This window comes from Enterococcus sp. LJL99 (assembly GCF_054871725.1).
In genome coordinates this window covers 1-12862 of record NZ_JBTXLT010000023.1, presented here as the reverse complement: position 1 = coordinate 12862, position 12862 = coordinate 1, and the positions used below count along the sequence as shown (strand labels likewise).

The 12862-nt window shown below is 33.2% G+C and carries 14 protein-coding genes; 4 read left to right on the top strand and 10 right to left on the bottom strand.

The genetic code is table 11. The features are described from left to right. The 7 genes from ACYSNW_RS18015 to ACYSNW_RS17985 form a co-directional block, all read right to left on the bottom strand. Positions 1-286: hypothetical protein (locus tag ACYSNW_RS18015; protein WP_461746883.1), on the bottom strand; the 286-nt coding region annotated here is incomplete at its 3' end. A 730-nt stretch (positions 287-1016) separates the two neighbouring features. Then, entirely contained in the window at positions 1017-2090 is a 1074-nt protein-coding gene (locus tag ACYSNW_RS18010; RefSeq protein WP_461746881.1) for an ABC transporter substrate-binding protein, read from the bottom strand. Then, a complete protein-coding gene (locus tag ACYSNW_RS18005) occupies positions 2087-2923 on the bottom strand; it encodes an ABC transporter permease (RefSeq protein ID WP_461746879.1) in 837 nt (278 codons plus the stop codon). Before ACYSNW_RS18005 ends, ACYSNW_RS18010 begins: the two co-directional genes overlap by 4 nt. Continuing rightward, positions 2920-3726, bottom strand: coding sequence for an ABC transporter permease (locus tag ACYSNW_RS18000; RefSeq protein WP_461746877.1), 807 nt, complete (start codon positions 3724-3726; stop codon positions 2920-2922). Before ACYSNW_RS18000 ends, ACYSNW_RS18005 begins: the two co-directional genes overlap by 4 nt. Before the next feature lie 12 nt (positions 3727-3738). Beyond that, entirely contained in the window at positions 3739-4824 is a 1086-nt protein-coding gene (locus tag ACYSNW_RS17995) for an ABC transporter ATP-binding protein (RefSeq protein WP_461746875.1), read from the bottom strand. A gap of 19 nt (positions 4825-4843) precedes the next feature. Further along, positions 4844-5386: a helix-turn-helix domain-containing protein gene (locus ACYSNW_RS17990; protein WP_461746873.1), complete on the bottom strand. Its 543-nt coding sequence runs from the start codon at positions 5384-5386 to the stop codon at positions 4844-4846. A 305-nt stretch (positions 5387-5691) separates the two neighbouring features. Then, positions 5692-6207, bottom strand: a complete 516-nt coding sequence (locus tag ACYSNW_RS17985) for an FUSC family protein (RefSeq protein ID WP_461746885.1) — start codon at positions 6205-6207, stop codon at positions 5692-5694. 284 nt (positions 6208-6491) lie between these two features. Between ACYSNW_RS17985 and ACYSNW_RS17980 the strand changes: the two genes are divergently transcribed. Genes ACYSNW_RS17980 through ACYSNW_RS17965 form a run of 4 tightly spaced genes read left to right on the top strand, consistent with a single transcriptional unit; the run spans position 6492 to position 9463 of the window. Continuing rightward, positions 6492-7484, top strand: coding sequence for a YhdH/YhfP family quinone oxidoreductase (locus ACYSNW_RS17980; protein ID WP_461746871.1), 993 nt, complete (start codon positions 6492-6494; stop codon positions 7482-7484). A 17-nt stretch (positions 7485-7501) separates the two neighbouring features. Next, positions 7502-8269: a phosphopantothenate--cysteine ligase gene (locus tag ACYSNW_RS17975; RefSeq protein ID WP_461746869.1), complete on the top strand. Its 768-nt coding sequence runs from the start codon at positions 7502-7504 to the stop codon at positions 8267-8269. Continuing rightward, positions 8269-8811 carry a phosphopantothenoylcysteine decarboxylase gene (gene coaC / locus ACYSNW_RS17970; RefSeq protein WP_461746867.1) on the top strand — a complete coding sequence of 181 codons (543 nt, stop codon included), beginning with the start codon at positions 8269-8271 and terminating at the stop codon, positions 8809-8811. The genes ACYSNW_RS17975 and coaC overlap by 1 nt, the downstream gene beginning before the upstream one ends. A gap of 22 nt (positions 8812-8833) precedes the next feature. Continuing rightward, complete coding sequence (locus tag ACYSNW_RS17965) at positions 8834-9463, top strand: ECF transporter S component (protein WP_461746865.1); 630 nt, start codon at positions 8834-8836, stop codon at positions 9461-9463. Between the two features lie 53 nt (positions 9464-9516). Here the strand turns inward: ACYSNW_RS17965 and ACYSNW_RS17960 are convergent, their stop codons facing one another. The 3 genes from ACYSNW_RS17960 to ACYSNW_RS17950 form a co-directional block, all read right to left on the bottom strand. After that, a complete protein-coding gene (locus ACYSNW_RS17960) occupies positions 9517-10722 on the bottom strand; it encodes an aminoacyltransferase (RefSeq protein WP_461746863.1) in 1206 nt (401 codons plus the stop codon). Between the two features lie 297 nt (positions 10723-11019). Next, positions 11020-12201 (bottom strand): choloylglycine hydrolase family protein, encoded by a 1182-nt coding sequence (locus ACYSNW_RS17955; RefSeq protein WP_461746861.1) that lies wholly within the window; start codon positions 12199-12201, stop codon positions 11020-11022. A 98-nt stretch (positions 12202-12299) separates the two neighbouring features. Continuing rightward, the coding region (locus ACYSNW_RS17950) for a pyridoxal-dependent decarboxylase (protein WP_461746859.1) at positions 12300-12862 on the bottom strand (563 nt) is incomplete at its 5' end.

Below are 12862 nucleotides of genomic sequence, written 5' to 3'. Positions count from 1 at the left end.
GATAAGCTGAAGCATCCGCTACTGGATAACTGCTATCAATTTCCTGAGAACTTTCTTTTGTTTCCTCTGTCGAACTAGTTTCAGTGTCACTACTTGATGAAAATGACTCTGTTTCCTCTGTAAATAATGACGTCGTTGTTTGTAAATCACTGCTACTAGAAAGTCCGGTTGATTGTGTTTTATCGGACTGTCCTTCATTAATAGCAAAAGTAACTACTGGACTAGTCGTATAAAAAATCGTTGTTGCTAATAGTCCCAAACAAATAAACTTATTCCATTTTTTCATTAAAGTCCTCCCTAACATCCAATATATAACAAATAATTAAAAACTATACCTACACTAAAATTGTACATTGTAATTAGTCTAATATCAACAACTGTTTTTATGCAATTTGAATATACTGATAATATTTCCTTTACTTTCAAGTTATAGGATTCAAATAAAAAATTTATTTTTAATCCGCTCAATTTTATTATCTATGTATTTCAACTATTCAAACGTAGATTTTATTTTCTTAAATCCTCATCATACATCTCTTATAAAAAAGATTTTCCAATACTTTAACAGATTTTGAAAATAGGGAGTGACTTTCTACCAATAAAATTGAGCTTGAAAAAAATAAGATCAATTTAGTTTGCTATAATAAAAAAATCTTTCAAAATCAGTTGGACGTTTAGTTACATATCAGTATTCATCGAAAATTTAAGATTCTATATTCGTTAACGATATCTTAGGTAAAAAATTAATGATTATGATACAGTTAAGCTACGACTTATCGCTCTTTTTATCAATAACACTTTGATAAATTTCTCACAATCACAGAATATATTATTTTAGTATCTAAAATTCAAAAGAATTAGACCGAGCTTCAAATAATATTCACTGTAACAGTATCCTTATTTACATTATAGAAAAAAAGCGACAAAATTGTCGCTTTTGGTAGAAAGTTGGAAAACTGATAGCTAAAATGGTAATCAACTTTTTTGTTGATTACCATTTTAGCTGCGTTTCCACCCTATTTTCGATACATCTTAAACTCCAAAAACAAATCATTATAAATCCCTAAATATTTTGCGCCTAAATCTTCATAAACTTCCAAATGACTAATCACTTCATCATCAGGATAAAATTGCTCATCTTCAGAAATTTCTTTAGGCAGCAACTTTTTCGCTGCTTTATTTGGGGTTGAATACCCAATATATTCAGCATTTTGCGCCGCATTTTTAGGTTCCAACATAAAATTGATAAAATCATAGGCTCCTTGCACATTTTTAGCGGTCTTCGGAATCACGATATTATCAAACCACAAATTCGATCCTTCTGATGGAATCACATAATGTAAATGTTCGTTTTGATCCAACATTTCTGCTGCTTCACCTGAGAATGTTACAGCTGCTGCACTTTCTTCATTAATCATATACATTTTAATCTCATCAGCAACAATCGCTTTGACATTTGTCGTTAGCTTGTTCAGTTTATCGGTTGCCTGACGAAGCTGCTTCATATTTTTACTGTTCAAAGAATCGCCTAAACTATTTAGCGATAGTCCGATTACTTCTCTGGCTCCATCAATCAGCATCACATTATCTTTCAATTCAGGGCGCCATAAATCATCCCAATGTTGCATATCTTTTTCATCAATGAACTTGTCGTTATAAATAATTCCCAGTGTTCCCCAAAAATAAGGAATCGAGTAGTTATTATTTGGATCAAATTCTTGGTCTAAAAAACGGTTATCAATATTTTCTAGCCCTTTGATTTTAGTATGATCGATTGGTAATAACATCTTTTCTTTCATCATTTTTTGAATCATGTACTCGGATGGAATAGTAATATCATAGGCAGTTCCACCTTGTTGAATTTTTGTAAACATCGCTTCGTTAGAATCAAACGTCTCATAATTTACTTTATAGCCAGATTCTTTTTCAAATTTTTTAATCAAATCAGGATCGATATAATCACCCCAATTGTAGATAGTCAATGTATCTGCACCTGCCATGCCACTCGATTTTTCTAATTGGCGACTTCCAAAAAAGAGCAGTAAAATGATGATGACGATTCCGATGAATAATGAGCGTAATTTTTTCATTTAAATTTCGCCACCTCTTCTGTTACCGCCCGCATTTTCCGTGTACGTTTCGGTGTATTTTCTTTGCTGATAAAATAATACCCAACAACCAATACCATAGAGAATAAAAAGACTAAAGCACTTAAGGCATTAATTTCTAAACTGATTCCTTGTCTTGCACGCGAATAAATTTCAACGGATAAAGTAGAAAATCCATTTCCAGTCACAAAGAAGGTTACTGCAAAATCATCTAGTGAATACGTGAATGCCATAAAATATCCCGCAATAATTCCCGGTGATAAAAATGGCAAAATGATATTTTTAACGACTTGAAAATTATTAGCGCCCAAATCTCTGGCTGCATCTACCATAGAATCATTCATTTCTTGAAGTTTCGGTAAAACCATCAATACTACTATCGGAATACTAAAAGCAATATGGGATAACAATACGCTAATAAAACCTAGCTTGATAAAGCCAACCGCGGTGAAAAAAATTAAGAAACTCGCACCAATAATAACATCTGGTGAAACCAACAAGATATTATTAAAACTCAATAAAGCGGTTCTCGTTTTACGTCGTCGAGTATAATAAATGCCCATCGCTCCAAAAGTACCAATCATCGTAGCAATTAATGCAGATAAAAAAGCGAGTAAAAAAGTATCTAATAAAATAATCAACAAGCGAGTATCTTCAAAGACAGAACGGTAATTATCAAATGTAAAACCTGTAAACTCCGTCATCGTACCACCAGCATTAAATGAATAAAAAATCAGATAAAAAATCGGTGCATATAACAGAACAAAAACGAATAGTAAATAAAGACGAGACCATTTAAATCTTTTTTTCGTCATTTTTTTGGCCCCCGTTTCTTTTCACCTGTAACTAGCATCACGATAAACATCGCGACAATTAAAATCACGCCAATCGTGGAACCCATTCCCCAATTTTGTGTAACAAGGAAGTGCTGTTCGATTGCAGTTCCTAAAGTAATCACACGATTTCCACCAATTAGACGAGTCAACATAAATAAAGAAAGAGATGGAATAAAGACCGCTTGAACACCACTTTTCACTCCATTTAAAGATAGAGGAAAAACTACACGTTGGAATGTTTGTAGACTATTAGCGCCAAGATCGCGACTAGCGCTGATCAAAGAAGGATTCATTTCTTCTAATGCATTAAAAATTGGCATAATCATAAATGGTAATTCAATATAAGTTGCCACAAATAGAAAACTAAAATCAGTAAATAAGATTTGTTTTGAACCAATTCCTATAAAAGACAAGAACTCATTAACACTGCCGTGCATACTAAAAATACCAATAAACGCATACGCTTTTAATAATAGATTTACCCACGTCGGTAAAATAATCAGCATCAACCATAGTTGTTTATGCTTTAATTGGACTAGAAAATAAGCTGTTGGGTAACTAATCACTAACGTAAAAAGGGTAATCAAAAAGGCATACCAAACCGAATTAAATGTCATCATTAAATACGTATTTGAAGTAAAATACGTGCGATAATTATCTAAAGTAAACTGACCACTCATTGAAAAAAATGATTGATAAATAATCATTACAACTGGTGTGACTACAAATAAAAGCAACCACATAAAATAAGGGATTGAATAAAGCCGACGCATTTTTTTCATCTAATCAGCCCCCTATTCTTCATAACTTTCTAAACGTGCATCAAAATCAGCTTCAGATTCATTGAAGCGCATCACGTGGATATCTTCTGGATCAAAATCCAATCCCACACGTTCGCCTTCTTTGGCCATCCTAGTGGAGTGAACTGTCCATTCATTTTGCTGATCATCATAACAAGCAATTTCATAATGAACCCCTCTAAAAAGTTGGGTACCGATTGTCACCACGATTTTCCCTTTTTCTGCCGCTGTAATCGATAAATCTTCGGGTCGTAACACTACCTCGACTGGTTCGTTAGGACGAATTCCACTATCCACACATTCAAATTCTTTTCCACCAAATGAAACAAGATTATCTTTCACCATTGTTCCACTCACAATATTACTTTCACCTACAAAATCCGCCACAAAATGATTGATTGGTTCATCATAAATATCTACTGGCGTCCCACTTTGAATAATACTTCCTTTATTCAATACAAAAATTTCATCACTCATCGCTAAAGCTTCTTCTTGATCATGAGTCACAAAAATAAACGTAATTCCTAAACGCTGTTGCAACTCCCGTAATTCAAACTGCATATCTGTTCGTAATTTTAAGTCTAATGCTGAAAGAGGTTCATCTAACAGTAATACTTTTGGCTCATTAATAATGGCACGAGCAATTGCCACTCGTTGTCGTTGACCACCAGACATTTCTGTTATTTCACGATTTTCATAGCCTGGCAATTGAACCATTCGTAAGGCGCTTTTCACTTTTTTTTCGATTTCTTTTTTAGGTAATTTCTTGATTTTCAAACCAAATGCTACATTGTCAAAAACATTCATATGAGGAAATAAGGCATAATCTTGGAAAACAGTATTGACTTGGCGTTTGTTCGCCGGAATATCATTGATTCGTTTACCATCAAAATAAATATCACCTTCAGTTGCATCAGAAAAACCAGCTAAGATACGTAAAATCGTCGTTTTTCCACAGCCAGAAGGTCCTAATAATGTATAAAATTTTCCTTGCTCAATTTTAAAACTCACTTTATTTAAAACAGTTTCATCATCAAATTGCTTACTAACATTTTCAAATGAAATAATATTATTCTTCATAAACTAATGGCCTCCCTATTTATAAATATGATTCTGTTGCCACTATCAACACCCGACTTTTACGTTTCGAGTTGTTTTTTAGTTGATGAGGTTCTGTTGCATGATAATACATGGTTTCCCCTTTTTTTGCCGTATAAAGCGTTTCGCCTAATTGAAGCGAGACAGAACCATCCATTACAAAAACAAAAGTCTCTGATAAAGAAGGTTCAAAGGTTTTGTATTCGCCTTCTTTGTCAAAAGTCAAAATGACTGGTTCCATTTCTTTTTCATTCGATTCAGGAATCAGCCAGTTTAGTTCATAGCCATGTTCGTCATCATAATATAACGTACTATCCTCTGCTTGATAAACAATCTTTTGCTCGGTGAGTTTTTCACTGAAAAAATGTTCTGGTGTTACCCCAAGCACTTCTAAAATAGAGAAAAAGGTCTCCATCGAAGGGGAACTTAAGTCTCGTTCCAATTGAGAAATATATCCTTTTGTTAAATCTGTTCGTTCGCCCAATTCTTCTTGCGTCAAATCTTTTTGAATCCGTAAATTACGCAGCCTCTCACCAATTTCCATTTTCCTCACCTCACGATTGATTTTATTTACTATTATTTAGCAATATCCACAACTAAATTTTTTGCTAAGTTTTGTAATACTAAACTAATAGTTTACTTTTACCTTCTCTAGTATACAAACTTTTTTTGAAATAGCAACCATATTGCGAAATAATCCAAAATTTTTTTAGATTATTTTAATGCTCTTTTTGATTTTGAACATAATATAAAACATTTGTTATCCTTTTATTTTGCCTCGCTTTCTATTGCTATTGGGATTAATAAAAAAAGATCCTTACAGTCGAAACTGTTAGGATCAAATTTTTATTATTCATTTGTTTCTATTTTGTCTAAAGGTTCAATCTTTGGTGCAATCTTTGATGATATCCGATATGGTCGACAAGGAATCGCATAATTCACTAACAAAGCGATGCCCATACCAATAAAACTATCCACCACTCGATCAAGTGCATATTTATATGAATGATCTGGCGAAATCATAAAAACAATCGTCAACAATGTAGCTGAAGCTCCAACTGTTCCTTCATGGTAACCAAAGTGTGCTAATAAAGCGATTTGAACTAAGATAACTAATGGAATGGCAACCAGTTGCACAAGATGAGTATCTCCAAACACATTAAAAATAAAAATCACTACGACTGCCATAATTGCGCCCAAGACATTTCCAATAATGCGATGTTTACCAAACTTGATGGTATTTTCCATATCCTCCCTTAAAGTAAAAATCGCAGTTATTGCCGCTACCACATAGGTATCTCTTTTTAAAACAATACTTATTAGAATACACAAAAAAACACATAAGCTAGTTTTAAGTGTTCTCATTCCGACTTTAATCTTCACAACTTACAAACCCTTTCACATCAATTGACCCCTTTACACGTTCTTTTCTTTTATTTTACCTTACTTTACTGATTAAATACAGAAAAACTATTTTTACTAAAAGAAATGAATAATTATAGTTTGGATTTTATGGACGAATCTGCTTCTTACAACAAAAACTTTTCTCATGAAGTTTTCAATCATCTTAAAATAGAATTTGTGTTAGTAAAAAAAACAGTATATTATAGTAACAGTGGGATAGAACAATTCTTTTAGGAGGAGTTATTATGGAACAATTTTTAAGTTTAGTTGTTAATGAAAATGAAAATCAATACACTTGTTCCGTTGAACCGACACAATTAGCCCAATTATCTGAAGGAAATATCGTAATCGATGTTGCCTATTCTTCTGTTAATTATAAAGATTCTCTTGCCGCAAAACAAAACGGTGGCGTAATCAGAACTTATCCTATGATTCCAGGTATTGATTTAAGCGGAACAATTCTTGAATCAACTGATAAAAACTATCAAAAAGGTGAAAAAGTCATCGTTACAAGTTACGGTTTAGGGGTTTCTCATACAGGTGGTTTTTCTGAAATCGCCCGTGTCCCCTCTGATTGGCTTGTTCCGCTACCTAAAGAACTATCTTTAAAAAATGCAATGGTTTTCGGTACCGCTGGCTTTACTGCTGGACTTTGTATTGAAGCCTTAGAAACACATGGTTTATCGAATAATAAAACTGCACGAATCATTGTTTCTGGTGCGTCCGGTGGAGTTGGAACACTTGCGATTGCCATGTTAAAACAATTAGGCTATACAAATATTACTGCAATTAGTCGTAAAGAAGACTGTATCGACGAATTACTAAAATTGGGTGCCAAAGAAGTGATTTTACTAAAAGATTTCTTACCAGAAAAGATTAAACCATTGACAAAACAAACGTTTGATTTTGCTATTGATACAGTTGGTGGTGATTTTATTGATGCTTTACTCCCTCAAATGAACTATGCTGGAGCAATCGCACTTTGCGGAAATGCTGCTGGTATTAAAATACAAACGACAGTTTTACCGTTTATCTTACGAGGAATTAATTTATTAGGAATCGATTCAGTCAATACGGAAATGAACTTGCGTAAAAAAATCTGGCAACGACTAGCAACCGACCTTAATGTTTGTGATCAAGCGCTTGTACAAGAGATTACTTTGCAAACATTACCAGCTATTTTTTCTGAATTACAAAAGGGTACTCATCAAGGTCGGACGATTGTTAAGATGCCTTAAAGGAGCGAATCAATTTAATGAATATTTTAATTACTGCTGGTGGTACAATTGAAAAGATTGATGATGTTCGTTCAATTTCCAATCATTCTACTGGGAAATTAGGTAAAGAAATCGCAGAATCTTTTTTAGAAAATGGCCATCAAGTGACTTATGTTTGTTCAAAACAAGCTGTTAAACCAAAATCAAATGAACACTTATCTTTATTAACGATTGAAACAACTAGAGATTTAGAAATCACGTTACTTGAACAATTTCAAAACTATTCCTTTGATGCGATTATCCATAGCATGGCAGTCAGTGATTTTACCACTGAAATAGCAATCACAGAAGATAAACTAATTGAGCAATTAGTACAAAAGATTAGTGCCGAACCTCAATCCACGGTTACTGACCTAGCCAATTTGATTCGCCAACAATTAACTGATTTAACTAATCATGCACAACAAAGTAAAAAGATTCCATCAAATACTGACCGCCTGTTACTTTTCTTGAAAAAAAATCCTAAAATCATTGCGATGATTCGAGAAAAACAACCAACTGCCCTACTAGTTGGCTTCAAATTATTAGTTGGTGTCTCTGAGCAAGAACTAATTCAAGTAGGAACAGCGATTCTTGAAAAAAACAACTGTGATTTTGTGTTAGCAAATGATCTTGAGCAAATCAATGCTGAGCAACATAAGGGCTTTTTAATCAGTAAAAATGGTAAAATAACAACTGCTCAGACAAAAAAAGAAATTGCTCGATTACTTTTGAAATCAATTGAAAAACAATTAGGAGGTCAATAATGAAGAAATCTATTTTATTAGGTGTCTCTGGCAGTATTTCTGCCTATAAAGCGGCTGATTTAACTAGTCAATTTGTAAAACTAGGCTATGATGTCGAAGTTGTAATGACATCGAACAGCACTAAATTCATTACGCCGTTAACGTTGCAATCACTTTCTAAAAATCCTGTTCATACAGATGTGATGGAAGAAATCAGTGCAGATAAAATCAATCATATCGAATTAGCAAAAAAAGCAGATTTATTCCTAGTTGCTCCGGCTTCTGCCAATATATTAGCTAAACTAGCTCATGGGATTGCGGATGACATGCTCTCTACCGTTGCCTTGGCCTTAGAAACAGATGTACCGAAATTTATTGCACCTGCAATGAATACTCATATGTACCAAAATCCAATCACGCAACGAAATATACAGCTATTAAAAGAAGCTGGCTACAACGAAATCGAGCCAAGAGAAGCTTTACTTGCTTGTGGAGACTTTGGACGTGGTGCGTTAGCTACTGTCGAAGACATCATTGAAACAATTGCTAAAACCATTTGCTAAATAAACGTTGAGGAGCCCTCATATGAAAAATATAAAACAATTTACACTAACAGCTATGTTTTTGGCCATTCTTTTGCTGTTAGCCTTTACGCCATTAGGATTTATCCCGATTGGTCCAATTAACGCAACAACGATGCACATTCCAGTAATCATCGCATCCATCATTTTAGGTCCAAAAATCGGTGGTTTTTTAGGGGGCACATTTGGAGTCATTAGCCTGATTCGTTCAACTATTTTCCCAACCCCATTATCTTTTGTTTTTTCACCATTTATTCCAGTGATTGGGACAGATCAAGGCAGTTTTAAAGCTATTTTTATTGCGTTGATTCCTAGAATCTTGATTGGAATTTTGCCATATTTTGTCTATAAATTATTGAATAATTGGTTAAAAAAACAATCGATCTCATTATTTTGTGCAGGACTTGCAGGATCATTAATTAATACTATCTTAGTTATGAATATGATTTATTTCTTTTTCGCTGAATCTTATGGACAAGTAATTGGAAAAGGTAGTTCAGCCATTTATTCCGCAATTTTGGCTACAATTTTGGGTACTGGAATCCCTGAGGCGATTGTTGCCGCGATTGCAACAACCGCAGTTTGTACCGTTTTACTGCGATTAATGAAGAAAAATGCAACTCAAAAACTATAAAAAAATATCTTGGTAAACTAAAACTTCACATCGTTTACCAAGATATTTTTTCGCTATTTTTTTTGTTTTTTCAATTTATAAGCATACTCACTCGCTTTAAAAAGTACATTATTGACCGGTAAATCAAATTCTCCAATAAATTCATTGATTGTTGGGTTAAAATTAGCTTTAAATTTAATCAAGCCATCATTTAAGCTACCTTCTAGACCACCCATATTACAGGTTAAACAACCTCGTTCAAAGCATTCGTTGATGGCTTCATACCAAGTTAGATAAGCTGGCATATAACGTTTATAGCGATCATCCATTCCTGCATATAAAATTTCACTCGTAGTTCCAAAAGTTAATGCTAATGCTCCTGCTACAACCACAACATCACCCGCTTGGGCAATATTTTCTTCTAATTCAGCCAGTTCTCGAGTAAGTGAGACATCCAATTCTTCCAAATTATGTCGCTTTTTCACTTGATTTTCTTTTAAATTAGTTAAATCTTGTTTGTTTTTATCAAAACGTTCTTTTGTTTCTAAATAACGCTTTTTTAAATTCACTTGAGCTAACATAATAAACGAATTATTAGGATAAATCGTTAGTAATTTCTTAAAATAATCGCCATCACGTAAAGAAATATTTTGACGTTCAGTCGTACGCTCGATGACTTTTACAAAATCAGGCACTAACTCACTATGTCCAGAACAAACAGTAACGCCTTTTTTTTGCGCTTGTTTCATCATTTTCTTGGTACTCTTAGATAATTGCTCTTCACTAAAATCTTCTTTATAGATGTTTGCTTGAAAACGCGGTTGAATCGTCGCATCCATTTCCATCGTAAGACCTTGATATTTAGCGCCACTATCTATTAAATTTTGAATAATGATTTCCGCTTCAGGGTTTACCACCTGTTCTTCACCAAGATGAAAATCTCTATAGTGAATGGCTGGATCCATTTTAATAAATAAAGCACGTTTCTTTTTAGCAAATTTTTTCAATTCACGCATAAAAAAGTTTAGTAGTTCTTTATTCGAATAATCTAAAACAGGTCCTCTAGGTGTATAAAGCATTGAAAAATTTAACGGTAATTTCCGTGTCAATACTAAGCTTGAAGCGACTAATTTGCCATCCTCATAAACCCCTACAATATCAGAACCCCAATTATCTTTTACTTCTGCCCAAGAAGAAGACTGCAACAAGTTACATAATGGATTCGTTTCTACAAAACGGTCATGTTCTTCAGCAGGAATATTATTTTTAAATTCGAACATTATCAAATCTCCTCTATATTTACATTCCATATTACCATATCATAAATTAAACTAAGTGAGTAGTAAAACTTTTTCTTTTATAATTGTTTAAAACAAAATTGTTTAATTTTAAAATAATTGACATTAAAAAGTGGGCTGAAGGAGTTTTTCCTTCACCCACTTTTCTATTTTTATCAAAATAAATTTTAATGGCTATTTTAAAAAACGGAAATACTATGAGGAATTCTACTTTTTAGTTCCTCCATCATTAAGATAGAAATTTTTCTATCAATATTAGTAAAATATACATCGAAATGATCAATTGCTTCTTAATTTTTTCAGTTGATCAATTGTTTGACTGATCAGTTCGTGAGTATCACTATCCAAATTTCCGCTTTTAGAAGCTTCAACACCCATTACTAACTCTTGCCCTAACATATCAAGTAAATTTTCAACTTGTGTCACTTTCTTTTTCTCATTATTTTGTTTTAATTCTTTAGGAACTATTTTTTCATTTAAATTTTTTATATCTTCTGTCTTTTTTGTAACAAATACTTTTGGTTTTTTTCTATCAAGTAATTCTTGCGTTAATTCAATTTTTGAAATTCTAGTATTATTATAATCAGTAAAGTAATATGATTTACTTTCATTACACATCATTCCAATATACTGAGAATAATCTTCCTTCCCTTCTGTTGTAACGACTATTCCTTTAGGGATTTGTACAGTTGCTAGAACCCTAATTGCATTTGTTACTGCCTCTATCTCAGTTGCTGCTTCATCAATATTTTCTTTAAAAAATGCAGCACGAACAAATCGTTCTGGTGGTGTATAACCGCCTGGAAGCCCTAATGTTCCTGTTCCTTGAGAAAATGCTTTAGCTGTATAATTCCCATAAACATTTGGTTCATATTGTTCTGGACGTACATTTAAGTAATTACTTAAGTTTTCAATATGCCATTCTAATAGTGGTGTATTTGTCATTACGCCAACAGGATTATCTTTAAGATGTAACATTTTACCAGTAGGTTCAATTACCATACAGTTTCCAGTTGTATCAGTTAATATCCAATGAAGTGGTGTGATTGTATTTACCAACGGAGCTGGTACTTCTAGTAAATTAACCTTTGAAAGAGTTTGTTTTAAATCAGAAATAGATTTAAAATTACCCAATGCCCATATAATAAATTCATGAGGTGCTATATTTATTTTTTCTTCATTGACTTCTTTTTGATATACAGCTTTTTGCGGTAAATAGAGCTCTGCAATAGCCAAGCCATGTTCATTTACTCCATCAGCTACTGAATAAGTTGACTCTAACATACGACCAGCACCCAAGAAGCCATATTTTGATTGGTGTTCTGTTTTATCAGCATCTGAAACCCAAGTATAATCTCTAGGCAAATAGACCACATCAGGATTCAAAGGAAAAGAAAAATCCATAGTTCTAGCTAATAAATGTTTATTATCTTTTGTTTTTGTAAAAATACCCGTACACATATTCGACACTTCCTTATTTAATTTTTTTAAAATTAATTACCAAAAAATATACTCATTGTTTATATTCAAAAAAAGATAACTCTATTTCTACCCATAATTTAGTGTGTAAATCCGTGAACATGAGCCCCTTCATTTGCGTGCATCGTAACATTTGATTTGTTTAATTCAGCGATCGATTGTTGAATATCTCTAATCAAGGCATTCGCCATATTCATTCCGAAATCTCCACGACAAACGAAGCGTTGAATTTCTACATTTTCTAAATCTTCTGGTAGTGGGTATGCAGGAACTTGCCAGCCTTTCATTTGTAGACGATCGGCTAAATCATATAAGTTCCAATTAACATCCGTAGTATCTTTTAGCTTGTAGCAGACAATCGGTAAGTTTTCACCATCGTTATAAATATCGAATAAGCCAGTTTTGTCGATTGCTTCTGAAATTTTCATCGCTACTTTTTGTGTACGTAAGTGAATTTCTTTATAGCCATTGAATCCATAACGGTAAAAGTTGTAGTATTGACCTAAAATTTGACTCGCACTTCTTGAGAAGTTAATTGCCATCGTTGGCATATGTCCACCTAAGTAACTAACATTGAAAATCAATTCTTCTGGTAAGTATTGACGATCTCTCCAAACAATCCAGCCCACACCTGGGTAAACCA

What these genes read in the sequence shown, in the direction of transcription:
- ACYSNW_RS18000 (WP_461746877.1), bottom strand. Translation starts at nt 3,726, where the DNA reads ATGAAAAAAATGCGTCGGCTTTATTCAATCCCTTATTTTATGTGGTTG.
- ACYSNW_RS17960 (WP_461746863.1), bottom strand. Translation starts at nt 10,722, where the DNA reads ATGTTCGAATTTAAAAATAATATTCCTGCTGAAGAACATGACCGTTTT.
- ACYSNW_RS17965 (WP_461746865.1), top strand. Translation starts at nt 8,834, where the DNA reads ATGAAAAATATAAAACAATTTACACTAACAGCTATGTTTTTGGCCATT.
- ACYSNW_RS17985 (WP_461746885.1), bottom strand. Translation starts at nt 6,207, where the DNA reads ATGAGAACACTTAAAACTAGCTTATGTGTTTTTTTGTGTATTCTAATA.
- ACYSNW_RS17955 (WP_461746861.1), bottom strand. Translation starts at nt 12,201, where the DNA reads ATGTGTACGGGTATTTTTACAAAAACAAAAGATAATAAACATTTATTA.
- ACYSNW_RS17975 (WP_461746869.1), top strand. Translation starts at nt 7,502, where the DNA reads ATGAATATTTTAATTACTGCTGGTGGTACAATTGAAAAGATTGATGAT.
- ACYSNW_RS17990 (WP_461746873.1), bottom strand. Translation starts at nt 5,386, where the DNA reads ATGGAAATTGGTGAGAGGCTGCGTAATTTACGGATTCAAAAAGATTTG.
- coaC (WP_461746867.1), top strand. Translation starts at nt 8,269, where the DNA reads ATGAAGAAATCTATTTTATTAGGTGTCTCTGGCAGTATTTCTGCCTAT.
- ACYSNW_RS18010 (WP_461746881.1), bottom strand. Translation starts at nt 2,090, where the DNA reads ATGAAAAAATTACGCTCATTATTCATCGGAATCGTCATCATCATTTTA.
- ACYSNW_RS18005 (WP_461746879.1), bottom strand. Translation starts at nt 2,923, where the DNA reads ATGACGAAAAAAAGATTTAAATGGTCTCGTCTTTATTTACTATTCGTT.
- ACYSNW_RS17980 (WP_461746871.1), top strand. Translation starts at nt 6,492, where the DNA reads ATGGAACAATTTTTAAGTTTAGTTGTTAATGAAAATGAAAATCAATAC.
- ACYSNW_RS17995 (WP_461746875.1), bottom strand. Translation starts at nt 4,824, where the DNA reads ATGAAGAATAATATTATTTCATTTGAAAATGTTAGTAAGCAATTTGAT.